Origin of the sequence: Sphaerotilus hippei (assembly GCF_003201595.1) — a bacterium.
In the GTDB taxonomy this organism is placed as follows: domain Bacteria; phylum Pseudomonadota; class Gammaproteobacteria; order Burkholderiales; family Burkholderiaceae_C; genus Sphaerotilus; species Sphaerotilus hippei.
Window position 1 is genome coordinate 252,299 of record NZ_QJJS01000005.1, and the last position, 24,389, is coordinate 276,687.

The following is a 24,389-nucleotide window of genomic DNA, read 5'->3' on the forward strand; positions in this document are numbered from 1 at the left end:
CTCGGACCTGTCCTGTAGCGCCATGAATCAGCTCGACCAACTCAAGCAGTGCACCACCGTCGTCGCCGACACCGGCAACTTCAAGCAACTCGCCCAGTTCACGCCCCGGGATGCCACGACCAACCCGTCGCTGATCCTGAAGGCCGTGCAGCAGCCCGACTACGCGCCGCTGCTGTCCGAGACGGTGGCCGCCCACGCCGGCGCTGCGCTCGACCAGATCGTCGACGAGGTGCTGGTGCGTTTCGGCCTGGAGATCCTGAAGGTGGTGCCGGGCCGCGTGTCCACCGAAGTCGACGCCCGCCTGAGCTTCGACAAGGAAGCGACCCTGGCCCGCGCGCGGCGCCTGATCGCGCTGTACGAGGCCCGCGGCATCGGTCGCGACCGCGTGCTGATCAAGATCGCCGCCACCTGGGAAGGCATCCAGGCCGCCCGTGAACTCGAGCGCGACGGCATCCACTGCAACCTGACGCTGCTGTTCGCGTTCTGCCAGGCCGTGGCCTGCGGCGAAGCCGGGGTGCAGCTGATCTCCCCGTTCGTCGGTCGCATCTACGACTGGTACAAGAAATCGGCCGGCGCCAGCTGGAACGAGGCGGCCCAGGCCGGCGAGAACGACCCGGGTGTCGTCTCGGTGCGCAACATCTACCGCTACTACAAGAAGCATGGCATCGCCACCGAGGTGATGGGCGCGAGCTTCCGCAACGTCGGCCAGATCCTGGCCCTGGCCGGCTGCGACCTGCTGACCATCAGCCCCGATCTGCTGGCCCAGCTGCAGGCGAGCGAGGCACCGGTCGTGCAGGCACTGGACGCCGGGTCGGCCCGTGCCAGCGAGCTGGCGGCCGTCAGCTTCGACGAGGCCGCCTTCCGCTTCGCCCTCAACGAGGACGCGATGGCCACCGAGAAGCTGGCCGAAGGCATCCGTGCCTTCGCGGTCGACGCCGGCAAGCTCGACCAGATGATCCTCTCGCTGCAAGCCTGAACTGCCGCCGACGGCAGCACCCTGATCCGGAGACCCCATGAACATCCCGCGCTGTGACCAGACGCCCGCCTGGAGCGAGCTGAAGCACCACTACGACACGCAGGGCCGTGACTTCGACCTGCGCACCGCCTTCCAGCAGCAGCCCCAGCGTGCGGCCGAGCTGAGCGTGGCGGCCCCGGAGATCGTCGCGGACCTGTCGAAGAACCGCTGGGACCTCGCCACCCGTGACCTGCTGGTCCGGCTGGCGCGTGAATGTGGTCTGGAAGCGCGCCGGGATGCGATGCTGCGTGGCGAGGTGGTCAATCCGACCGAAGGGCGGGCGGTGCTGCACACCGCGCTGCGTGCACCCAGGGGGGCGGCCCCGTTCAGCGACGAGGTGCACGAGGTGCTCGACCGCCTGCTGCAGTGGGTCGAGCAGGTCCGGGACACGGCCCGCAGCGGCATCCGCCATGTGGTGAACATCGGCATCGGCGGCTCCGACCTGGGGCCGCAGATGCTGGTGCCCGCCCTCGACGCCCATCTGCACGAGGGGCTGCAGTTCCACTTCGTCTCCAACGTCGACGGCCACGACATCGTGCCGGTGCTGCGCGGGCTCGACCCGCGCGAGACGCTGTTCATCGTCGCCTCGAAGACCTTCACGACCCAGGAGACGATGGCCAACGCGAACCTGGCCCGGACCTGGTTCCTGGAGGGCATGGGGCCGCAGGGCGAGGCCGAGATCGGGCGCCACTTCGTGGCCACGACGACCAATGTGCAGGCCGCCTCGGCCTTCGGCATCCACACCACCTTCGGTTTCTGGGACTGGGTGGGCGGGCGTTTCTCGCTGTGGAGCGCGATCGGCCTGCCGGTGGCGCTGGCCATCGGTGCGGATGCGTTCCGGTCGATGCTGGCCGGTGCGCACGCGATGGACCGGCACTTCGCCGAGACGCCGCTGGAGCGGAACCTGCCGGCGCTGCTCGGGTTGCTGGACGTCTGGTACCGCAACTTCCATGGCTACACCAGCCGTTCGGTCGCGCCGTACCACCAGGGGCTGCGGCGCCTGCCGGCCTATCTGCAGCAGCTGGAGATGGAGTCCAACGGCAAGCAGGTCGACCTCGACGGCCAGCCGCTGCCGTACGCGACCAGCCCGGTGGTCTGGGGCGAGCCCGGCACCAACGGCCAGCACGCCTATTTCCAGATGCTGCACCAGGGCAGTGACGTGATCCCGGTCGAGTTCATCGCCGTGCGCCACACCTCCCACGACACGCGCTTGTCGCCGGCGCTGCAGGCCGGTCTGGCCGATCAGCACACCAAGCTGCTGGCCAACTGCCTGGCCCAGAGCCAGGCGCTGATGCAGGGCAAGAGCACCGAGTCGGCACTGCTCGAGCAGGCGCCCACCGCGTCGAAGGCCCTGGGGGCACTCACCGTGGCCCGCCATCGCACCTTCCCGGGCAACCGTCCCAGCAGCACGCTGGTCATGGACCGGCTCACGCCCGCCAGCCTCGGTGCGCTGATCGCGATGTACGAGCACCGCATCTTCGTCAGCGGTGCCATCTGGGGCATCAACAGCTTCGACCAGTGGGGCGTCGAGCTGGGCAAGGCGCTGTGCAACCAGCTGCTGCCGCGTTTCGCCACCGGTGACACCACCGGTCTGGACGGCTCGACGGCCGCGCTGCTCACCCGCCTGCGCGGCTGACGCGCCCTGAGGGAAGGGCCAACGGGCCCGCTCCCTCAGGCCCCGGCGCGCACCGGGATGGTCACCGTCACTGCGGCGTTTCCGTCCTGAGGATCCATTGTTTCGGGTCGTTGAAGGTGGTGGCGTAATGCGTGTCCGCCAGCGCATCGGCGACGGCGCCCAGGAAGTGCTCCTTGAACGCGGCTTCCGAGAAGCGCTCCGCATTGCGGCGGCAGGCCATCGGATCGATGGGCTCGGACTGCTCGAAGCGTTCGACGGCCTCGCAGATGGACTCGACGCTCTGCTCGGCGAACAGCAGCCCCGTGCGGTCCGGGCCGCGGCCGGTGTTGACCGTCTCGCAGGCGCCACCACGACCGAACGCGATCACCGGGGTGCCGCAAGCCTGTGATTCCACCGGCGTGATGCCGAAGTCTTCCTCTGCAGCGAAAACGAAGGCGCGGGCGGTGGACATCATCTCCACCAGCACGGCCGACGGCCGGTGGCCCAGCACCTGCACATTGCTGGTCTGATCCGCGATTTCACGGATGCGGCCCATGTCAGGCCCGTCACCCAGGATGACCAGCTTGCGATCGGGCATCCTGGCAAACGCTTCGGCGATCAGCGGCATGCGCTTGTAGGGCACCATTCGTGACGCGGTGACGTAGAAGTCACTCTTGTCCTGGCGCAGGGCGAAGCGTTCGACATCCACCGGCGGATACACCACCGCGGAGCGGCGACCGTAGACCTTCTCGATGCGCCGGGCGATGTAGGCGGAATTGGCCATGAAACTGTCGACCCCGTGGGCCGTGCGGTGGTCCCACAGGCGCAGGTAATGCAGGCTGGCACGAGCGATCCAGGCCTTCAGGCCTCGGGTCAGCTTGGATTCGTTCAGGTATTGATGCTGCAGGTCCCACGCGTAGCGCATGGGGCTGTGCACATAACTCACGTGCACCTGACCCGGTCCGGTGATGACCCCTTTGGCCACGGCATGGCTGGACGAGATGATCAGGTCGTAACCCGAGAGGTCGAACTGTTCGACCGCCAGCGGCATCAGGGGCAGGTAGTTGCGAAACGACGTCCGGGCCTTGGGCAGGTGCTGGATGAAACTGGTCCTGGCCTTGCGTCCACCCAGGAACTTGCGGTCCTCGTCCGACATGAAATCGACCACTGAAAACAGGTCGGCCTGCGGGAAGATCTTCAGGATCTGCTCCACCACCCGTTCGGAACCGGCGTAGGTGACGAACCATTCATGCACCAGCGCCACGCGCAATTGTTTCGTATTCAAGTTCAAGCTCCTTCGGGGGCTGCAGTCTGCATGCGCGGGTTGGACGCCAGGGTGGCTTCCAGCAATTCGAGATGCAATCTGGCGTTGCGCTCCCAGGAATAATGCTGCGTTCGTTTCAGGCCTTCGGCCTTCAGTTGCTGACGCAATTCGGGATCGGCGACCACGCGGGCGATGTGGCGTGCCAGTTCCGCGGGATCGTGGGGGTCGAAGTAGAGTGCCGCGGCACCGCAGGTTTCCTGCAGGGCGGCAGCGGTGGAAGAGATCACCGGACAGCCGCAGGCCATCGCCTCCAGCGGCGGGATGCCAAAACCTTCGTAGAACGAAGCCATCACAAAACAGGTGGCCTGGCTGTAGAGGGCCTTGAGTTCTTCGTCGGTGACATAACCCAGCTGGATCGTGCGCCCGGCCGAACCGGCCGCCGTGCTCGAGAAGATCGAGATGTCGGCGGCGCCGGCGATGGCCACCAGCGGACCGTCGTCGCCCATCAGCTCGATGGCGCGCACCACGGCGGCGAAGTTCTTGTTCGGCGTGTGGCTGCTGACGGCCAGCACGAAGGGCCGGTGCCTGAGCTGATGCCGGTCGAGGATGCGCTCATCGGCCGATCGACGCTCGAGATGCTGCCAGCCTTCCGTGGCCACGTGGACCTTCGAGGCGGGGGCACCGAAACACTCGACCGCTTCCCCGGCGCTGAACTCGGACACCGCCATGGTCGCCGGTGCCCGCTGCACGATGCGCGACACCAGGGAGCGGTACCACCAGGAAAAGGTCCTGGAGTAGGTCTGCGGAAAACGCACGACGGCACCGTCGTGCACGGTGACGATCTGGTTCTTCACCCACAGCGGCCCGGTGAAGCCCGGGCTGAAGATCAGGCCGCCGCGGGCACGCCACGGCAGGTCCAGCTGTTCCCACAGGTGGCCCTTGAAGCGGCCGCAGTGTTCGACCCGGATGCCTTTCAGCTCGGGCGCCGGCACGCCCGGGGGCAGCAGCAGCACCCAGCGCGCGAAGCTGCCTTCACCCTGCTGGATCAGCTGGTCCAGGCAGGCGATGGTCTCGATGCCATAGCGCTGGACGCCGGTGACACGCTGTCCATACGAGCGCCCGTTGATGTAGATGGTCTTCTGGCTCATGAGGTGAGGCGGGCCTTCTTGTGGTGCTGGACGCTCATTCCGCAGGCGGCCGCCGCAAAGGCATAGAACCCGATGCCCAGGTCGAAGACCGTGCCGGCGATCGCGCTGCCGATGAGGATCGATGCGGCCGCATGGCGAGACGCCACGGCGATGGGCCAGATCTCGCTGTCGCTGCGATCCTTCGGCCGCGAGCGGCCGAGGAACGAGAGGGTGAAGATCACGAACAGCAGCGTGCCGATCACGCCCAGGTTCGACAGCAGCACCAGCGGATAACTGGAGGCCCGGGTGCTGCCCAGGCCGACGCCCAGTCCGTAGGATTCGAGGAAATTGCTCCAGGCCTGCTGGTTCCACGAACCACGCTCCACGCCGGACTGGCTTTCCATCTTGTCGAACAGGGTCAGGTTGAAGAACGAGATCACGGGCTCGAACACCGCCGGACTCACCAGCATAAGCAGGCTGATGACCATGATGATCATGGCCGCGACGGCCGACATCGTTCCCCAGCGTGACGGGCTGCGGCCGGAGAGCATGGTCATGCCGTCGAGCATCAGCACGACGCAGAGGTAACCCATCAGTCCGACATAACCGGTCGTGGAGGTCGACAGCAGCAGCAGCAGCAGGGTGATCAGCGCCAGCCAGCCGGTCTGGCGGGCATGCCAGCCGTGCCGCCACAGCGTGAGGGTGGCGGCAAAGATGCCCAGGCAGAATCCGGCGAAGGCCGACGACTCCGGGAAGGTGCCGTAGAGCCGCTGCAGGCCGCCCATCGGGTCCGAGTTCAGCATGGCATAACTGCCATTGCGCACGTACTCGAGCATCGAGGGCAGGCCGCCATACAGCTCGACCATGTTGATGAGCCCGGCCACCACATTGGCCCAGGCCGTCAGCATGATGCCGGCGCCGAACTGTTCGTAGCCATCCTTTTCCTGGAGCAGCGACCTCACGCAGGCGAAGGTCAGCAGCGAGCCCAATGCGTAGGCCGCCTGCGAGATGTTGCTCGAGACCGGCCGCAAGGGGGTCGGCAGCAGCAGGTCGTCCGCGCTGGAGGTCAGTCGGTCGATGGTCAGCACGTCGATGTCACCCGCGAGCATGCGCGGAATGAAGATCGCGCCGACGACCCCCCAGAGGATCAGCATCAGCAGCCAGAAACCGGGCTGGCCATCGCTCATCTCCCGTGTCAGCCGCGAGGTCCCGCCCTTGCGCAGCGCCGTCAGCAGCAGCAGCGGAAGAAAGGACACCGCGGGTGACAGGGAGGCGCCCCCGAGCACCGGCAGGATGAATGCCGCCGAACCGCCGAACAGGGTCCAGAACAGCAGCATCGACAGTTGCCGTGTTCCGCGCGCCCACCAGGCCGAGAGCAGCACCAGGGCGGCAAAGTAGGTCGGTATCATGGCGTGAAACTCGGTGGCATGGGTTTGCGGTCAGGATCGGATGAGGTCATGCGGCAACCCGGAATTCAGCTGCGCTTCATGGCGACAAATGCTGAAAGTGCGAGTGCCGATGCCAGCAGCAGTTCGATGGAGACCCGCAGCCATGCCATGCCATGCACGCCGAACGCGGGAATCGACCACTGCGCGCCGATCCACAGCAGCGCGCCGGACAGCACGTAGATCAGCGCGATCTGCTTGTCCAGGTGCAGCGGATAGAGATAACACTGCACCAGCAGTTGCGACAAGGCCATCAGCGGCAGCGCGGGCAGCAGGATCATCAGCAGTTCGGTGCTGGATTCATATGCCGCACCCATCAGCAGCGGAATCAGGTACGGCAGGATCAGCATGCCGGCCACCGTGCAGGCCGAGGCGATGCCGAAGATCTTCAGGACGATCTTTCCATAGACCCGCGAGGCCTTGTAGGGGTCTTCGGCAAACATGCGCATGCTGCCCGGGAACAGCACCACCGTGAGCGGTTGCAGCAGGCCGGTCGCTGCGGTCAGGATGCGGTCGGCCAGTGCGTAGTGCCCCACCGTGTCCGCTGACGCGTGGCGGGTCAGCAGATAGGCGCTGCCATAACCCATCGCGGTCAGGGCCGCACGGTAGGCGAAGACATAGAGGCCCTTGCGCAGTGCATCGGCCAGCACGCCTTCAGGCAACTGGATGTGCTTGGCGTGCTTGCGGGCGTGGCGCCAGGCGAAGAGATTCACGCCGGCCGCGGCCACGTTCATGATGATGAAGGCGGTCACCACATCCTCGGTGCTGCGCACCCAGAGGGCGCACATCAGCAGCGTGAGCACTGCGGGCACGGTCTCGAAGGTCGCCTGCAGCCTGGATTCTCCCTGGGCCGTCAGCATCCACCCGAAGTTCATTCCACACTGGATGCCCAGCAGCACCGCCAGGCCGATCACGGCCCATTCGTTGCGCAGGGGTTCGGAGTAGAAGATCGCGGCCGTCGCTGCAGCCAGCGACAGGGGAATCATCGTCAGCCTGGAAAACGTGGCGATGCTCAGCGCGGTGTCACGGTCGTTCTGGCCGGACGCCGATGCGTAGAGTCGGCTGGCGATCAGTGGCGTGCCGAACTCCACGATCTGCCAGACCATCATCGCGATCATGTGCGCGACCGAATAGATGCCGTAGCCTTCCGGGCCCAGATTCCGGCCCAGCAGGGGAATCAGGGCCAGCGTGCTCAGGATCCGGACGGCCATGCCTCCGTACAGATAGAGCGCCCGGGTCAGGTTCGATCCCACGGCCGGGGCCTGGGGGGCGGCTGACGTGGCGATGATCTGGGGCTGGGAAGGTTTTCCTGACATAGAGGCGATCAGGACAGTTCGAGCACACGCTCGGGGGTCAGTTTCCCGAGCATCAGGTCACGCAGCGCCATCAGGTTGCCCCGCACCCGGCCGAGCCGGTCGACATGGGGTTCGGGGGTCAGCAGCTTGCCGAAATTGGCCAGCATGTTGCGTGCCATCAGGCGGAACGCAAAATGAGCCGTCACCGTGCCCTTGCGCCAGAGGTAGAGCGGGTTGGCGACCTGGGAGTAACCGAAACGCACGCCCGACTGGCGTCCGGATTTGGTCGCGAGGTGCACGCCCCTGAGGGCCTTGGACTTGACGACCCGTCCCGCCTTCGAGACCTGGCGGGAGAAGTCCACGTCCTCCTGCCAGCCGTACAGCGGCAGGCGCTCATCGAAGCGTGAGCCGGTCTGGCGGATGGCGGCCCAGCGGAAGGCCATGTTGCAGCCATATCCCGCGTAGTAGGGCGAGATGCCCTGACTCTGTGCGCGGGGCCCGGCCGCGGCGATGATCGAGCGCGCTTCTTCGGGTGGGATTCCGGGGCCGAGTATGCCGTCGGCCAGCAGGTCACCCGTGGCGACCACCACATCGGGCTGGGCGACAAAAAGCTGCTCCATCTGCTCGAGATAATCCGGGCTCAGGAAGATGTCGTCATCCAGGAAGATGATCAGGTCACAATCCCCCACCATGTCGAGGATCTGGTTGCGCTGCTTGGTCAGGCCACGCGGACCGATGGTCCAGCGGATCGGGATGCCGTCCAGTCGCAGGGTTCCCGGCTGGAAATCCTTGTCCGTTGCCGGACAGACCAGGATCTCGTCCGGGCGGCGGGACTGGCGCGTCAGTTCCGCCAGGGTTTCGCCCACCATGAACGGCCGACCGGCCGTCGCAATGGCCACAACGATGCGCAGAGGATGGACGGGTCGATTGGTCATGCTGTTGATTTGAGGTGCGCAATGGGTGCCGGCTGGCCCTGGATGCTGATGCGACCCCGCCGGGCTGTGAGGGCGCATTTTCCTTGCAGAGTTTGCAGCCAAACCCGCTGATTCCCGTGGACCAGGGGGACGGGTGGCTGCCTGAACGGTCCGGTCGGCCTCCGCCGATCGACCCAGGGAGATTGCCGCCCATCGGGATGAATCAGGGAATGGAAAATCAATTCAAAAATGCAATTGATAGTTTTCCATTATTCAGCCAAGGCAAGTCTACTCGATGTCCTTCCTGCGACACCCCCGCGGATGGATGCAGGCCGCAGCGCCGTGGGAAGTCACCGGAAAGAGGCGTCCGGGCTGGTGCGCCCGGCCGCCAGCGAGATCCAGGGGTTCCGAGGGTGGGCGAGGATCCGATCCGGCGTCATGCCGGGATCGGAGGGCATCGGCTCCACGGGCAGGATCGCTCAGAAATCGTGGTCGTTCATGACCACGCCGGCCATCTGGGTCGAGGTCTTGCTCAGCGACCGGATGAGCTGCTGGAGCTTCTGCTGCGAGGTCTTGCCCTTGCGGCTGATCGCCAGCGTGGCGCCGCAACGCGAGGCGATGACCCGTGCATCGGCGCCCATCTCGCTGGCGGGCGTGTCGATGATGACCTGATCGAACTGCGGCAGCAGCGTGAGCAGCAGGTGGCTGAACGCCGGGCGCTCCACCAGTTCGAGCGGGTTGGGGGGGATGGCGCCCACGGGCAGCACGAACAGGCCGGGCAGGTCCTCGACCGACTTGATGACGTCGACGTGGCTCTGGTTGGACAGCAGGCTGCTCAGGCCGGTGTTGTTGGCCACGCCGAAGATGTCGTGGACACGCGGGCGGCGCATGTCGGCGTCGACCAGCAGGGTGCGGCAACCCAGCTGGCTGAAGGACACGGCCAGGTTGGCCGCGACGAAGCTGCGCCCGTCCTTGGTTTCCGTGCTGACGACGGCCAGCGCCTGCCGCGGAGAGGTCGGGCTGAGGATGCCCATCGACAGCGAGCTGCGCAGGTCACGGAAATTCTCGGCCATGTCGCCGAACGGATCGGCGGCGACCACCAGCTCGGGGTTGTTGTTGAACCGGCCGGGTGAATAGGGGTACTGGAACTGCTTGGACAGCGCCCAGGTGACCTCCTCGGCCGTGGCCAGGTGCAGCGACACCGCGGCTTCGCCGAAACGCATGCCGTACTTGCGCTGGTGTTCCAGGATCTGGGCGATCTGCGCTTCCGTCAGGTCCTTGGCCGCCTGCATGATGCGGCCGATCGAACGATCGGTGGATCCCACCGTCGAGGGCAGCGAGCTGTTGTCGGAGACTTCCATGCGCTGGGTTTCTGGGGCGTCGGTGCGGTAGTTCATGTGTGTCTGGAGCCTTCAGCTTCGCGTGCGCGCCGGGGCGCTGAGCAAGGTATTGGTGGTGCGGCCGCCATTGGGCTTCATCACGCCGGCGAGCAGGCGCGGGCGTGCCGAGGAGCCCCGGCTGAGGTCCACCAGCACGGGCAGGTCCACGGTCATGGCGATGTCTTCTTCGCTGCGCACGCGGGTGTCGAGGGCCTCGCGGACCAGCGCGATCGCGATGCCGGCGATCAGCCCCACCACGCAGCCCAGCGCCAGGTTCAGGCTGGTGACCGGGCTGGACTTGCGCAGCGGAGGTTTGGCCGCCTGCAGCACCGACACGTTGCTCTGGGTGTTCAGGCTGTCCAGGCTGGTCTGCTGCAGTCGGGCGAGGATGGCGTCATAGGCCTTCTGCGCGTTCTGCACGTCTCGCTCGAGCACGGCGGCCTCGTTGCGCTGCGACTTCAGTCGCATGACCTTGGCGCGCTGCGCCTCGAGTTCGCGACGCACGATGCCCAGGCGGGCCTGGTCGACGTTGCTGCTCACGCCGAGCGAGCCGTTGACCTTGCGCGATTCCTCGGCGATGCGCGTGCGCAACTCGTCGATGCTGGCGCGCAGTTCCACGATCTGCGGGTGCTGCTCGCCGAGCCGCGCCTGCAGCTGGCGGTACTGCGACTGCTTGAGCGTGAGTTCGGTCTTGATGCCCGAGATCACCGAGTTGGACAGGACTTCCTGGGTGCGGTCCTCGCTGCCGACCGAGCCGGAGCTGCGGCTGGACGTGTTGGCCGCCGAGACCTGCAGGTCGACCACCTGGGAGCTCAGCTGGGACAGGCGTGCCTCCTCGATGTCGATGCGGTTGTCGGAGCTCAGCAGGCCCTGCTGGCGCTCGTACTCGGACAGGCGGGCCTGGGCACGTTCGTAGTCCTCGCGCAGTTCCTTGGCGCGGCCGTCGAAGAAGGTGTTGTACTGGCGGGCCGGTTCGATCCGCAGCTCCAGGATCGTGTCCACGTAGGCCTTGACCACCGCGTTGGCGACGGCGGCGGACTGCTTCGGATCCGGGCTGCTGTAGGTGATCGACATCACGTTGGAGTCGCGCAGCGGACGGGCGACCAGGTTCTCGATGATGTTGTCCGACAGCCAGGTCTCGATCGACCCGACGCCGCCGGTCTTCGAGCGCCAGCGCTCGATCATCATCGGATCCTTGTCGAGCTGCAGCGCCGCGATGGCCCGCAGGATCACGCGCTCGCTGGTGATGACATCACCCTGCGTCTTCATGTAGCTGGTGGCGGTCACGCCTTGCGCCAGGGTGTTCTGGGTGTCGGAGCCCTTGAGGTCGACCACCACCGAGGCGGTCGAGGTGTAGGCGGGCGTGGTCGACAGCGTGATGGCCAGTGCCACGGCGAGCATCACCAGGACGGACGAGAGCACGGCCTTCCACCGCGCTCGCAGGATGAGGAACAGACGAGCGATAGACATGTGTTATTTACTCCGGGGCGCGGGCGATCGAGCGCCCAGGTGATGGGGTTGCAGCGGGTCAGCCAAGATCGGACTCGTCCTGATAGACCTTCTGCAGCGACGCCTTGAAGGCGGCGCTGGAGAATCTCTGCTGCGCGGCTTGGCGTGCGGCCGCACCGATGCGCTGACGCAGCAGCGGTGCATCGATCAGCAGGCCCACGCTGATGAACAGATCGTCTTCGGTGGCGCACAGCAGACCGGTCTCGCCATCCTTGATCAGCGTGCGGTGTTGCGGGGTGTCGATGACCACGCAGGTCTTGCCCATGGCCATGGCTTCCTGGACGTGCAGGGCGGAGCCGTGTGCATCGGTCGGTGCGATGAAGATCCAGGCATCCGACATGGCCTGGGCCCGGGCGAGCGCATCGCTGGCGCCGGCCTGGGCGACACCGGCGGCCCGCAGGCGCACCGTGGAGTCCGTGTCGACGGCGTCCACCCAGCGGAAGCGCAGCCCGGACCGCAGGCCGGCCATCAGGATGGCCAGCTGGGTGAAGCGTTCGACGCAGCCGCGGCGATCATGGTGCACTCCGGCGACGACCAGCGGGTGTTCGCTCTCCGTCGTCTCGGCCTGGAAATAGGCGGGATCGACCCAGTTTTCCACCAGCCCGATGGGCTGGGTGGTCAGCCGGCCCACACGCTGGGCATCGAGCGAGGAGTGCGCGACCGGATGGAAGCGAACGCTTCTGAGCAGCGGTGCCAGCAGGGTGCGGGCCCAGCGCTGCACGGGCGTCGCCCCCTTCAGCAGCCTGGAGCCGTGTGGCGAGTAGTACCAGCGCAGACCTTCGGTGCTCGAGCGCAGCGCGGCCGCGGCGAGCAGCGTGGGGGTGTAGCCATGCAGGTGCACGGCGCTGGCTTCCTGCTGGTGCAGTTCACGGCGCACGGCGGCCATCCAGCGCAGCCAGGACAGGACCGGGCCGCCCTGGCGGCTGATGCGCACCACCTTCACGGCGGGATGGAAGACCCGCTCCGTGGTGTCTCCGGGCGCACGGTCCATCATGACGATGGTCTGGGCCTGCGGGCCGGCCGAGCCGAGGTCGGAGGCGGCCCGCAGGAAGCTGTAGAGCGCATCGGTCACCTCGCCCACCGCATGCACCACCACCACGGGTGACTCGCTGCGTTGCCGCAGGTTGAGCACCTGCCCGGAGGGCAGGGCGGGTGAATGCAGGCCGGCGACCTGATCGGTGACCGTCTGGAGCGAGGTGCGGCGTCGGACATTCATGATCGGGACCTCATCGAGCGCCGTGGCGGTTCAGGACGACGAGAACGGTGCGCAGCAGGATGCCGGCATCGTGGGCGAGCGAGCGCTGCTCGACGTACTGGCGATCCAGCGCGACCCGTTCGTCGTAGCTCAGCTCGTTGCGGCCGCTGACCTGCCACAGGCCGGTGATGCCCGGTCGCGCCACCAGGTAGTGCCAGCGCGAGGCGCCATAACGCTCCAGCTCTTCCACCGTGATCGGACGGGGCCCGACGAAGGCCATCTCGCCGCGCAACACGTTGAACAGCTGCGGCAGTTCGTCGAGGCTGGACTTGCGCAGGAACTGGCCGATGCGCGTGATGCGCGGATCGTTGACCAGCTTGTGGTCACGCTCCCACTCGGCCCGCGCGACCGGATCGCTGGCGAGCAGCTGGGCCAGGGCCTGCTGGGAGTCCGTGCGCATCGACCGGAACTTGAAGCAGCGGAACAGCTGGCCACGCCGGCCGACCCGGTAGTGGCAGTAGAAGATCGGTGCGCCGTCGTCGATGTACACGAACAGCGCCACCAGGGCCATCACCGGCAGCAGCACCGGCAGCAGGGCGACGGCCAGCAGCAGGTTGATCAGGGTGTGCATCCGCTCGCGAGCCATCGACCTGTCGTACAGGCGGGCAACGCGGACACGTCCCGCGTGCAAGCTTGTGTTTGCATTCATTCAACCCTCTCCTGGTCCGCTGAGACCGACACACCACACGAGAAGCTAGGTTAGCCGCCCTCCGCCTGCTTCGATCGCCCGCCCCCCTTGGATCCGGGTGGGCGATGCATGCACGCGTACCCCTCATCGCGATCGTGCAAACAAGCACTGATTTTTCTATTGATTTGAAGCATCAACTGTACAGCCCGGATTTTTCTGCGGCACGTGCCCGCGGCTGACCAGCGTGGTGAAGCGTTAATTTGACTGGAAGTGGCCAGGGAATACGCGAATCCGTGAGAATTTTCGCACGAGCATCTGCCGCTGAATACGGATGCGCACGGTGCCGGAAGGCCTGCGGCTGGGGCATTCCCACCGGTGGCTCGTGGCCTGCCGTCATGGCTCACCCCCCGGATGCAAGGGCGTCCAGAGGGAGAAGGACGACGCCCGATCGTGGATCCTCGTTCTCGAGATCCTGAAGTGGAAAAAACTCTTCAGGATCGGAAGTGACACCTGTTTGCGGGGGTCGTGAGCCAGGTTCACCCCTCAGCAAGGGGATGTGGGGGCCAGGCAACGCTCGACCAGGCGAACCCAGAAAGATCCTCCGAGCGGAATCAGGTCGTCGTTGAAGTCGTAATGGGGGTTGTGCAGCGTGCAGGGGCCCAGGTCATGTCCGGCCGGGCTGTCGTCCTGCCGGTGGTCGCCGTCGCCGTTGCCGATGAAGAAGTAGGCCCCCGGCCTGGCCTGCAGGAAGAAGCTGAAGTCTTCCGCGCCCATCGTCGGCTCGAAGCGCAGCGTGGCCTCGTGGCCGACCAGGTCGTGCATCACCTCGCGCACCAGCTCGGTCTCGCGCGGGTGGTTGACGGTCGGCGGGTAGTTGCGCACGAACTCGAACTCGATCTCGGCGCCGAAGGCCGCACCCGTGTGGTGCGCGATGTCGCGCATGCGCTGCTCGATCAGGTCGAGCACGGCGGTCGAGAAGGTCCGTACCGTGCCCTGGACCTCGCAGTGGTCCGGGATGACGTTGGTGACCTCGCCCGCGTGGATCATCGTCACCGAGATCACGGCCGCGTCGAGCGGCTTGCGGTTGCGCGTGATGATGGTCTGGAAAGCCTGCACCATCTGGCAGGCCACGGGCACCGGATCGATGCCCAGGTGGGGCAGGGCGGCGTGGGCGCCCTTGCCGGTGATGCGGATGCGGAACTCGTTGCTCGAGGCCATGCACGGGCCGTCGCACAGGCCGAACTGGCCCGCCGGGATGCCGGGCCAGTTGTGCATGCCGTAGATCTCGTCCATCGGAAAACGCTCGAACAGGCCGTCCTCCATCATGGCGCGGGCGCCGCCGCCGCCCTCTTCGGCCGGCTGGAAGACCAGGTAGACGGTGCCGTCGAAATGGCGGTGGCGCGCCAGGTGCTGGGCGGCGGCCAGCAGCATCGCGGTGTGGCCGTCGTGGCCGCAGGCGTGCATCCGGCCGGGGTGGCGGCTGGCGTGGGCAAAACGGTTGTGCTCGGTCATCGGCAGGGCGTCCATGTCGGCACGCAGGCCGATCGCTCGGTCCGAGCGGCCCTGGCGCAGCACGCCGACCACCCCCGTCCTGCCGATGCCGCGGTGCACGGGGATGCCCCAGCCGGCGAGCGTGCTGGCCACGAGCTCGGCGGTCCGGACCTCCTCGTAGGCCAGTTCGGGGTGGGCGTGCAGGTCGCGGCGCAGCGAGGCGATGCCCGGTGCGGCGGTGACGATGGGTTCGATCAGGGTCATGGCGTGATCTCCGTGCCGGCAAGAAACATGTCCGGGGCCGATTTTCCGTCGGGCTTGGGGCGGGTGCCGCCTCGTGCCATCATTTCATCCATGTCTTCGTCCGCTCCCGAATCCGTCCTGCCGCCGATCACCCAGGTCACCGGCGCCTGTCCCCACGATTGCCCGGACACCTGCGCGATGCAGGTCAGCGTCCAGTCCGGTCGGGTGGTGCGCATCCAGGGGCATCCCGATCATGCGAACACCCGGGGCGCGCTGTGCACCAAGGTGTCGCGCTACGCCGAGCGCACCTACCACCCGGAGCGGCTGTTGCAACCTTTGCGCCGGGTCGGCGCGAAGGGGGAAGGCCGCTTCGAGCCGGTCAGCTGGGACGAGGCGCTGGACGACATCGCCTCGCGCCTGGGCGCGATCGCGGCCCGCGACCCCCAGGCCATCGTGCCCTACAGCTATGCCGGCACGATGGGGCTGCTGCAGGGGGAGTCGATGGCCGCCCGGTTCTTCCACCGGCTGGGGGCGTCCCTGCTCGATCGCACCATCTGCGCGTCCGCCGGCGGGGAGGCGCTGGCGCTGACCTACGGTGGCAAGGTGGGCATGCCGGTGGCGCAGTTCGCCGACAGCCGCCTGATCCTGATCTGGGGCAGCAACTCGATCGCGTCCAACCTGCATTTCTGGACCCACGCCCAGGCGGCTCGCCGTGCCGGCGCCCGGCTGGTGTGCATCGATCCGCGCCGCACCGACACGGCCGACAAGTGTGACGAGCACCTCGCGCTGCGTCCGGGCACCGATGCCGCGCTGGCGCTGGCGCTGATGCACGAGCTGATCGTGCACGACGGGCTCGATCAGGACTACCTCGATCGCCACACCAGCGGCTGGCCGGCCCTGCGCGAGCAGGCGCTGGACTGGCCGCCCGAGCGTGCGGCCCGGGTCTGCGGGCTCGAGGCCGAGCGCATCCGTGCGCTGGCCCGGGACTGGGCCCGGATCCGGCCGGCGTCGATCCGCCTGAACTACGGCATGCAGCGCGTGCGGGGCGGAGGCAATGCCGTGCGCCTGATCGCGGCCTTGCCCTGCCTGACGGGCGCCTGGCGCGAGCGCGGCGGCGGCCTGCTGCTGTCGAGTTCGGGCTGGTTCAAGCCGGTGCGCGACGACGCCGCGCTGCAGCGCCCGGACCTGCTCGCCGGTCGCCAGCCCCGGCTGATCAACATGAGCACCATCGGCGACGATCTGCTGCGGCCGGCGTCGGCCGAGTTCGGCCCGCGCATCGAGGCGCTGATCGTCTACAACAGCAACCCGGTGGCGGTCGCGCCCCAGTCGTCGCGGGTAGTGGCCGGTTTCCGGCGCGAGGACCTCTTCACCGTCGTGCTGGAGCATTTCCTGACCGACACCGCCGATCACGCCGACTACGTGCTGCCGGCCACCACCCAGCTCGAGCATCTGGACGTGCACACCAGCTACGGCCACACCGACGTGCTGCTCAACCGGCCGTCGATCGCGCCGGTGGGCGAGGCCCTGCCCAACACCGAGATCTTCCGTCGCCTGGCGGCCCGCATGGGCTTCGACGAACCCTGCATGGCCGACGACGACGAGGCGCTGGCGCGCCAGTCGCTGACCGGACCGGTGCGCTACGAGGACCTGCTCGAGCGTGGCTGGCTGACGCTGGACCTGCCCGAGCGGCCGTTTGCCGACGGGGGATTCCCGACCGCCGACGGGCGCGCGCATTTCACGCCCGAGGGCCACGGCGTCGCGACCTTCCTCGCGCCGCATGAAAGTGCCGACTCGGCGCCCGAGCTGGCCCGGCGCTACCCGCTGGCGATGATCTCGCCGCCGGCGCGGCATTTCCTGAACTCGACCTTCGTCAACGTGCGCTCGCTGCGTGACATCGAGGGCGAGCCGGTGCTGGAGATGCACGACGACGACGCACGGGCCCGCGGCCTGGTCGACGGCATGCTGGTGCGGGTCTGGAACGACCGCGGCGAATACCACTGCGTGCTGCGCCTGAACCGGCGCGCCCGTGCCGGCGTGGTGCACGGCCTGGGCATCTGGTGGCGCAAGCTGGGGGTGCGTGGCACCAACGTCAACGAGCTGACCCACCAGCAGCTCACCGACCTGGGCCGCGCGCCCTGCTTCTACGACACGCTGGTGGAGGTCGAGCCCGCGTGAGTGCCCGGTCGGTGTTCCGGCTTGCCCGACGGGCGCTGGTGGCCGGCGCGATGGCGCTGGCCACGCTGCCGGGCGGGGCGACCGGGCCGGCCGGACCGGCACCGGTCGAGGAGTCCTGGCTCGAACGGGTCGCCTACCTCTGGCAGTCGGTGCGCGGACACCTGGACCTGCTCGCCCGAACGCAGGACGTCGACGAGCTGATCGCCGCCCCGGCCACCCCGGCGGCGCTGCGCGAGCGCCTGCAGGTCGCCCGCGGGCTGCGCCGCTACGCGGTGAACGCGCTGGGCCTGCCCGACAATCCGGCCTACCGGCGCCATGCCACCCTGGGGCGCCGTGCGGTGGTGTGGAACGTGGTGGCGGCGCCCGAACTGTCGCTGCGCCTGCACACCTGGTGTTTTCCGGTGGCTGGCTGCGTCGGCTACCGGGGTTATTTCGACGAGGCACAGGCCCGCGCGCTGGCGCAGCGCCTGGTCCGCCAGGGCTGGGAGGTGCATGTCTACGGGGTGCCGGCCTATTCGACGCTCGGCCGGCTGCCCGGGCGATGGCTGGCCGATCCGCTGCTCGACACCTTCATCGGCCTCGACGACGCCGAACTGGCGCGGCTGATGTTCCACGAGCTGGCGCATCAGGTGGTCTATGTCGCCGACGACACCATGTTCAACGAATCCTATGCCAACGCCGTCGGCGCCCTGGGCGCGCAGGCCTGGCTGGCGTCGACCGGGCAGGGGGAGCAGGCCGAGGCGGTGCGACAGCGGGATGCGCGCCGGGTCGATTTCGAGGCGCTCGTGGGTCGCTACCGGGCCGAGCTGGAGGCGCTTTACGCCAGCGAGGCGACGCCCGAGGCCAAGCGGGTGGCCAAGCAGCAGCTGTTCGAGGCGATGCGCTCGGAGCACCGCCAGATGAAGGCGCAGCGCTGGGCCGGCCATGCCGGATACGACCGCTTCTTCGCCGAACTCGGCAATGCGCGGCTGGGGGCGATGGCCTCCTATGTCCAGCAGCAAGGGGACTTCGAGCGGCTGTTCGTGCACTGCGGCGAGCACTTCGGACGCTTTCACGCCGAGGTGGCCCGGCTGGCCGCGCTGGCGCCGGGCGAGCGCGCCGACGCGTTGTCGGCGAGCCGCTGCGAGCGACCGTGACCGGCGCTCAGCGCAGGGAGTCGTACAGGTCGATGTACTGCTGCTGGGCGGTCGCGGGTGCCAGGCCTTCGACGCCTTTCCAGGCGTCCCACTTGGCCCGGGCGATGAAATCGGCAAAACCGGGTCGATCACCCTGCACGTCGCCGCTGCTGCCCTGCTTGTACAGCGCATAGAGGCGCAGCAGCGTCTGGTTGTCCGGGCGTTCCGGCAGTTGCTTGGAGGCGGCGACGGCGGCGTCGAAACGGGTCCTGAGATCGTCTTGGGGCTGGGTCATGGGGCGCGATGGAAGTGACGGGTCATTATCCGGGGCGCGGTCCACCGGACGCTGTCACCCCGGTGTCGCGCCGGCTCAGAAACCGAGGCTGGCGAGCAGGTCGTCGACTTCGCTCTGGTTCTGGACCACGTCGGTGCGGCCCTCGTGGGAGACCACCGGGCCCTGCAGCACCGTCAGGTCGACCTTCTCGCGCTGATCGGGTGGCACCACCTGCACCAGCAGCTTGACGAGGCTGTCCTCCAGGTCGTTGGCCAGCGCCACGACCTTGGAGACCACCTGGCCGGTCAGGTCGTGGAAGTCCTGGGCCAGCATGATGTCGGTCAGGTGCTGGTCGATGCGTGCGGTCGAGGCCTCGACGTCGTGCACGAAGTTCAGCAGCGCGCCGCTGGCGACCGCCTTGACCGGATTGGCCACCAGCGCCTGGGCCAGCGCCCGGGTGTCCTGGGCGATGCGCTGGTGTTCCAGCTTGGCGTGGTCCACCGAGTTCAGCACCTTGTTGGCGGCGTCGCTCGTCTTGTTGGCGATGTAGGTCAGGCGGCTGCGGGCGTCGGGCAGGCCTTCGCTGGCGATCTGCAGCTTGGGCATCACGCCCAGCTGCTGCATCGTGTCGTGCAGCAGGCGCGTGATCGTGCCGATCTGTTGAAACACTTCCGGGGAGGTGATGACACCTTCCTTGGGTGTCAGGGCGGTGATGTCCTCGATCCTCATGGCGTGTCTCCTCAGGCGGTGGCCGCGATCTTCTGCATGATCTTGGTGACTTTTTCTTCCAGCGTGGCCTTGGTGAAGGGCTTCACGATGTAGCCGGCCGCACCGCTCTGGGCCGCGCGCACGATGTCTTCCTTGCGCGCCTCGGCCGTCACCATCAGCACGGGGATGTGCTTGAGGGTCTCGTCCTTCTTGATCGCGTCGAGCAGGTCGAAGCCGGTCATGTTGGGCATGTTGATGTCGCTGACCACGAAGTCGAAGCGACCGTTGCGCATCATGTTCAACGCGACGGCGCCGTCCTCGGCTTCTTCGACGTTGTTGCAGCCCATCTCCTTGAGCAGGCCGCGCACGATGCGCCGCATCGTCGAGAAGTCATCGACAACCAGGAATTTGAGGTCGGTGGAGACAGTCATGAGAATCCCTTGAAGGACAACAGGAAGTGTGTTGGATGTTTATCGACCGCCCTGGGGCGGACTTGAGCCGGCGGCTTCGCTTTCGAGTGCGGCCATCGGATCTTCCGGCGCATCGCCGGACGAGAAGAAGCGGTCCTCCGCGTCCCGGGTCATCACCGTGATGCTGATGCGCCGGTTGATCGGGTTGCCGGGGTCCTTGCGGTCGAACGGCACGCTGGCGGCCAGCCCCTGGATGCGCAGCACCCGGCTGTCGGCCAGCCCCCCGGCCAGCAGTTCGCGCCGCGAGGCATTGGCCCGGTCGCTGGAGAGTTCCCAGTTGCTGTAGCCCAGCTCGCCCGCACTGAACGGCATGGCGTCGGTGTGGCCCTCGAGCGTCAGCTTGTTGGGGACCTCGGTCAGCACGCTGCCGATGGCCCTCAGGATGTCGCGCATGTAGGGCTTGACCGCCGAGGCGCCGCTGTCGAACATCGGCCGGCTCTGCTCGTCGACGATCTGGATGCGCAGGCCCTCGCGGGTCATGTCCAGCCGGATCTGCGACTTGAACGCGCTCAGCCGCGGCGAGTTGTCCAGCACCTCGCTGACCTTCTCTCGCAGCATCTCCAGCCGCTCCTGCTCGGCCTTGGCCTGTTCGGCCTTCAGGGCCTTCAGGTTGTAGGTCTTGCGCTGGGCCTCGATGTCGCCCTTCTTGACCTGGCCGCCCTGGCGGGTGATGTCGGTGCCGCCGCCCTTGATGAGCGAGGAGGCATCGCCCGAGCCCGAGGCGCCGTTGTTGGTCAGCGCCACCTTCAGCGGGTTCTGGAAGAAGTCCTGGATGCCCTTCTTGTCGCCCTCGCTGGTCGAGCCCAGCAGCCACATCAGCAGGAAGAAGGCCATCATCGCGGTCACGAAGTCGGCGTAGGCGATCTTCCACGCGCCGCCATGGGCGCCATGGCCCCCCTTCTTGACGCGCTTGATGATGATCGGCTGCAGCTTCTTGGCGTCACCGGCCATGAGGGTCTCCCGTGTTCACCGGCGGGCTCACTTCTTCTTGACGTGGGCTTCGAGCTCGGCGAAGGTCGGGCGCTCGGTCGAATAGAGCACCTTGCGGCCGAACTCGATCGCGATCTGCGGCGCGTAGCCCTGCATCGAGGCCAGCAGCGTGGTCTTGATGCACTGCAGCTCCTTGCCGTCCTCGTCGATCTTCTGCTCCAGCAGGCCGGCCAGCGGTTCGGCAAAACCGTAGGCCAGCAGGATGCCCAGGAAGGTGCCGACCAGGGCCGAGGCGATCATGCCGCCCAGGATCGCGGGCGCCTGGCCCACCGAGCCCATCGTGTTGACCACGCCCAGCACCGCGGCGACGATGCCGAAGGCGGGCAGCGCGCCCGCCAGCCGGGCGATGGCCGCCGCCGCGCCGTGGGCCTCGTGGTGGTGGGTCTCGAGTTCGGTGTCCATCAGCGACTCGATCTCGTGGGCGTTGAGGTTGCCCGAGACCATCATGCGCAGGTAGTCGCAGACGAATTCCGTGACGTGGTGGTCGTTGCCCACCACCGGGAACTTCTGGAACAGCGCTGAGCTGTGCGGGTCCTCGATGTCCTTCTCGATCGACATCAGGCCCTCCTTGCGCGTCTTCTGCAGGATCTCGTAGAGCATGCCCAGCAGCTCCATCGCGCGGGCCTTGGAGTACTTGCTGCCCTTGAAGCAGGCCCCCAGGCCTTTCATCGTGGCCTTGAGCACCTTGGGCTGGTTGTTGGCCACCATCGCCCCCAGGGCGCCACCGAAGATGGTGGTCATCTCCCAGGGCAGGGCCTTCAGCACCACGGACATGTTGCCGCCGTGGATGATGTACACGCCGAAGATGCAGGCGATGGCGACCAGCCAGCCGATGATGACAAACATGGACGTGTGTTCCTCAGTTTCGATCCGTCGGCATCACGCGCTGCGCATCCGACACCGTGTTTTGCATATCGGAGCGCCGGGGGCGCGACTTGAGTGCACCGTCGACGCGGTAGACCCAGATGCGCCGCTGTCCCGGGACATCCAGCACGGCCGACGGGGCCTGGTCCGGCACCGCGAACTCCAGGCTGATCAGCCAGCTGCCCGGGCGCATCTCGCCGCGGGCCTTGGCCCAGGCGCGTGACATCGATTCCGGGCGCTGGAACAGGTAGACGAGGTCGTGGGCCGACCAGGAGGCCGACCACATGTCACCGGCGGTGATGCGGGCCCCGCGGCAGCGCCAGCGGGCCAGCCGTGCCAGCGGCCGGCTCCATTCGATGCCGTGCAGCACCGCTTGCGGCCAGCAGCGGTGCAGGGCCTGCAGGCCGTGGCCCAGGCCGCAGCCCGCGTCGAGCACGCTGGCGCCCGCGGGCAGGGGCACCACGGACGGCAGCGCGTCCAGCGCCCCCCGGCCGGTCGGGAACATCGGCGCGTCCGACCAGGCCCGCAGCGGATAGGCCAGGGCCAGCAGTCCCAGCGGGACCAGCCACAGCCAGGCCGGCAGCGTGCCACCCCAGCCCGACAGCAGTGCCGACACGGGAAAACCGGTCGCGGTGATCAGGCGTCGCCAGCGTGAGCCGGCCTTCAGCGCGAGAGCGCCGGCCAGCAGCGCGCCGGCCAGCAGGGCCGCTCCCGGGGCCAGACCCTGGCGGACCAGCAGCACCGTGCTGGTCCAGGCCAGCGCCCAGACGAGCAGCGCCGGCAGCGGCCAGCGCAGCCGCTGACCGCCCGCCCCCGGGGTGGTGGCCGCACAGGCGTGGTCGACCTGCGGCGCGGGGCGGTCCGGGGTTCGGGGTCGGCCATGCATGGCCGGTCGGGAGGGCAGGGAAGGCACGAGATCGATTGAAGCGCGAGTCGTGTCGCCCCGATCGCCGATGAGGCGGGGTATTCCCGGCGCAGTCCCGGGCGTGGCCAGGGATCAGAGCAGGTCGAGCAGGCGCTGGCGCTGGAGGCGCACGCGCATCTCGGGGGCGGGCACCACCGCGATCACCGCGCGCGGCCCCGTCGCCCTGCGCAGCACCGGGTCGCTCAGCGGCATGCCGCCGGCACCGACCAGGACGGCGACCTGGGGCTCGTTGCTGCGCTCTCCGCGCCCGAGCACCACACCGACCTCCTGGTTGGCCAGCCGGACATGCATGCCGGGCGGGTACATGCCCAGCGCCCGGATCAGCGCAGCGCCCACCTCGTCGGGCTGGCCGTCCGGTCCCACGCAGACCTGCCGGGCGGCCAGCAGCGGCGACAGCGCCGGTCGGTCGCGCCGCAGGCCGATCATGGTGACGTAACGATCGGCGGTCTCGATGATGCGGGCCATGCGGCGGCCGATGTCCAGCGAGGCGAGCGGTCCCTCGGCCAGCGCGGGGTCGTGATGCAGGCGCACGGCCTTGAGCCAGCGAGCATCCTTCACGCCGGCCGCGGCCAGCAGGACCGAACTCTGGCGTGCGTGCTCATCCAGCGCCTGGCGCTGTTCGGGCGACAGCGGCGAGGGCTGGCGCGCCTGGGCGTCCTGCAGCGCCGTGATCGACAGGTTCATCGTCAGGGCGGCGTGGGCCAGCGTGTCGATGTCCTCGTCGCTCCAGTGCATCAGGCGGGCCATCAGTTCCGCGCTCGACGCGCACAGCACGGCCTGGTGGGCGCTGTGGCGCGTGGTGTCCTGCAGCACATGCTGGATCAGCAGGAACAGCAGCGCATCGGGCTGGCGTCGACCGATGTCGAGCACCCCGGTGCAGGCCTTGTGCAGGCGCTCCAGCCACTCGCCGTCAGGCCGTGGCGCCTGCAGCACCTGATGCATCTCCTGCATCTGGCTGGTGAAGCGTTCGGCCAGTCCCTGGCTGTGGTGGTCCGGCCCCGGGGCGGCGGCGTGGCGCGTGTTCAGGCGGACGTGGGTGATGTGCTGCAGCGGCGCGTCGCTGCGCACCAGACCTTCGACCGTGCCGTCGAGCCAGCGGCGCAACGCGCCTTCCTCGTCCCTGGACACGAACAGGGCCTTGTTCCTCATGGTCTGCATCATCTGCCCGGTCGTGATGCTGCCGCCCGCGGGCAGCAGCAGCAGTCCGTTGAGGTCACGCAGGCAGAAGGGCAGGGGTTCACCCTGCCTCAGGCGTTCCGGTGAGAGGGCGATCAGTTCCATGTGGCGGCGCAATGGATCTTGAGGACATTGCAAAAAAAAAGGGCCCATGCGATGACACGGGCCCTTGCAAGGCACCTCTGAGGTGCAGGAGGAGACAGGCAATCAACCACGACAGTCAACTGGGTGAGGGTGGCTCATCGAGCGTGCCCTGCACCTGTTGTGGTTATCGACGAAAAAAGAGACCGGCTTGATGGGGGCCTTTCCGGTACCGCCCAAAAAGTCGCAACAGTGCAAAAAATGCGCGAGAACGGCGGGCTGCGGGCTCAGTGCAGCTGGAGGGCGCCGCTGGCCTTGCCCTTGCCGGCGCGAGCCGGGGGGTTGCACAGGCCGCAGACGAAGTGCTTGGAGATCTCGTGGGGGTGGGTGACGAAGTGGCCACCGCACTTGGAGCAGGGGGTGAGGGTGAG

Annotated in this window: 22 protein-coding genes; 4 read left to right on the plus strand and 18 right to left on the minus strand. The window is 67.7% G+C overall.

Features of this window, described 5'->3' with window-relative positions; all coding sequences use genetic code 11:
* The first annotated feature begins 22 nt into the window (after nucleotides 1–22).
* Entirely contained in the window at nucleotides 23–976 is a 954-nt protein-coding gene (tal, locus tag C7444_RS07835) for a transaldolase (protein ID WP_110400280.1), read from the plus strand.
* Between the two features lie 37 nt (nucleotides 977–1,013).
* Entirely contained in the window at nucleotides 1,014–2,651 is a 1,638-nt protein-coding gene (pgi, locus tag C7444_RS07840; RefSeq protein WP_110400281.1) for a glucose-6-phosphate isomerase, read from the plus strand.
* A gap of 67 nt (nucleotides 2,652–2,718) precedes the next feature.
* On the opposite strand, the gene C7444_RS07845 is transcribed toward pgi, so the two are convergent.
* From C7444_RS07845 to C7444_RS07890, 10 genes are all read right to left on the minus strand, one after another.
* Nucleotides 2,719–3,915, minus strand: a complete 1,197-nt coding sequence (locus C7444_RS07845) for a glycosyltransferase family 4 protein (RefSeq protein ID WP_245909449.1) — start codon at nucleotides 3,913–3,915, stop codon at nucleotides 2,719–2,721.
* Between the two features lie 2 nt (nucleotides 3,916–3,917).
* Nucleotides 3,918–5,042, minus strand: coding sequence for a glycosyltransferase family 4 protein (locus tag C7444_RS07850; RefSeq protein ID WP_110400283.1), 1,125 nt, complete (start codon nucleotides 5,040–5,042; stop codon nucleotides 3,918–3,920).
* Complete coding sequence (locus C7444_RS07855) at nucleotides 5,039–6,430, minus strand: O-antigen ligase family protein (RefSeq protein ID WP_110400284.1); 1,392 nt, start codon at nucleotides 6,428–6,430, stop codon at nucleotides 5,039–5,041. The genes C7444_RS07850 and C7444_RS07855 overlap by 4 nt, the downstream gene beginning before the upstream one ends.
* Nucleotides 6,431–6,495: 65 nt before the next feature.
* A complete protein-coding gene (locus C7444_RS07860) occupies nucleotides 6,496–7,719 on the minus strand; it encodes a lipopolysaccharide biosynthesis protein (RefSeq protein ID WP_211317502.1) in 1,224 nt (407 codons plus the stop codon).
* A 71-nt stretch (nucleotides 7,720–7,790) separates the two neighbouring features.
* Nucleotides 7,791–8,696, minus strand: a complete 906-nt coding sequence (locus C7444_RS07865; protein ID WP_170130669.1) for a glycosyltransferase family 2 protein — start codon at nucleotides 8,694–8,696, stop codon at nucleotides 7,791–7,793.
* 458 nt (nucleotides 8,697–9,154) lie between these two features.
* Entirely contained in the window at nucleotides 9,155–10,072 is a 918-nt protein-coding gene (locus C7444_RS07870; RefSeq protein ID WP_110400287.1) for a polysaccharide biosynthesis tyrosine autokinase, read from the minus strand.
* Nucleotides 10,073–10,087: 15 nt separating this feature from the next.
* Nucleotides 10,088–11,524: a GNVR domain-containing protein gene (locus C7444_RS07875; RefSeq protein WP_110400288.1), complete on the minus strand. Its 1,437-nt coding sequence runs from the start codon at nucleotides 11,522–11,524 to the stop codon at nucleotides 10,088–10,090.
* A 58-nt stretch (nucleotides 11,525–11,582) separates the two neighbouring features.
* A complete protein-coding gene (locus tag C7444_RS07880) occupies nucleotides 11,583–12,779 on the minus strand; it encodes a glycosyltransferase (protein ID WP_110400289.1) in 1,197 nt (398 codons plus the stop codon).
* A 10-nt stretch (nucleotides 12,780–12,789) separates the two neighbouring features.
* Complete coding sequence (locus C7444_RS07885) at nucleotides 12,790–13,389, minus strand: sugar transferase (protein WP_245909450.1); 600 nt, start codon at nucleotides 13,387–13,389, stop codon at nucleotides 12,790–12,792.
* Nucleotides 13,390–13,989: 600 nt separating this feature from the next.
* Nucleotides 13,990–15,201, minus strand: a complete 1,212-nt coding sequence (locus C7444_RS07890) for a M20 aminoacylase family protein (RefSeq protein WP_110400291.1) — start codon at nucleotides 15,199–15,201, stop codon at nucleotides 13,990–13,992.
* A 90-nt stretch (nucleotides 15,202–15,291) separates the two neighbouring features.
* On the opposite strand from C7444_RS07890, the gene C7444_RS07895 reads away from it, so the two are divergent.
* A complete protein-coding gene (locus C7444_RS07895) occupies nucleotides 15,292–17,355 on the plus strand; it encodes a molybdopterin-containing oxidoreductase family protein (protein WP_110400292.1) in 2,064 nt (687 codons plus the stop codon).
* Nucleotides 17,352–18,491, plus strand: a complete 1,140-nt coding sequence (locus tag C7444_RS07900; RefSeq protein WP_245909451.1) for an aminopeptidase — start codon at nucleotides 17,352–17,354, stop codon at nucleotides 18,489–18,491. Before C7444_RS07895 ends, C7444_RS07900 begins: the two co-directional genes overlap by 4 nt.
* A 7-nt stretch (nucleotides 18,492–18,498) precedes the next feature.
* Here C7444_RS07900 and C7444_RS07905 read toward each other — a convergent pair whose 3' ends face one another.
* The 8 genes from C7444_RS07905 to C7444_RS07940 all read right to left on the minus strand — a co-directional run.
* The gene (locus tag C7444_RS07905) at nucleotides 18,499–18,765 is read right to left on the minus strand and encodes an acyl-CoA-binding protein (RefSeq protein ID WP_110400293.1); all 267 of its coding nucleotides are present in this window, start codon (nucleotides 18,763–18,765) and stop codon (nucleotides 18,499–18,501) included.
* Between the two features lie 75 nt (nucleotides 18,766–18,840).
* The gene (locus tag C7444_RS07910; RefSeq protein ID WP_110400294.1) at nucleotides 18,841–19,473 is read right to left on the minus strand and encodes a protein phosphatase CheZ; all 633 of its coding nucleotides are present in this window, start codon (nucleotides 19,471–19,473) and stop codon (nucleotides 18,841–18,843) included.
* 11 nt (nucleotides 19,474–19,484) lie between these two features.
* Nucleotides 19,485–19,883, minus strand: coding sequence for a chemotaxis response regulator CheY (gene cheY, locus C7444_RS07915; protein ID WP_110400295.1), 399 nt, complete (start codon nucleotides 19,881–19,883; stop codon nucleotides 19,485–19,487).
* A 39-nt stretch (nucleotides 19,884–19,922) separates the two neighbouring features.
* Nucleotides 19,923–20,873, minus strand: coding sequence for a flagellar motor protein MotB (motB, locus tag C7444_RS07920; RefSeq protein WP_110400296.1), 951 nt, complete (start codon nucleotides 20,871–20,873; stop codon nucleotides 19,923–19,925).
* Between the two features lie 27 nt (nucleotides 20,874–20,900).
* The gene (gene motA / locus C7444_RS07925; RefSeq protein ID WP_110400297.1) at nucleotides 20,901–21,758 is read right to left on the minus strand and encodes a flagellar motor stator protein MotA; all 858 of its coding nucleotides are present in this window, start codon (nucleotides 21,756–21,758) and stop codon (nucleotides 20,901–20,903) included.
* Between the two features lie 13 nt (nucleotides 21,759–21,771).
* A complete protein-coding gene (locus tag C7444_RS07930; RefSeq protein ID WP_245909452.1) occupies nucleotides 21,772–22,689 on the minus strand; it encodes a class I SAM-dependent methyltransferase in 918 nt (305 codons plus the stop codon).
* A gap of 84 nt (nucleotides 22,690–22,773) precedes the next feature.
* Nucleotides 22,774–23,982, minus strand: coding sequence for an HD-GYP domain-containing protein (locus C7444_RS20215; protein WP_170130670.1), 1,209 nt, complete (start codon nucleotides 23,980–23,982; stop codon nucleotides 22,774–22,776).
* A 263-nt stretch (nucleotides 23,983–24,245) separates the two neighbouring features.
* The coding region (locus C7444_RS07940) for a FlhC family transcriptional regulator (RefSeq protein ID WP_245909458.1) at nucleotides 24,246–24,389 on the minus strand (144 nt) is incomplete at its 5' end.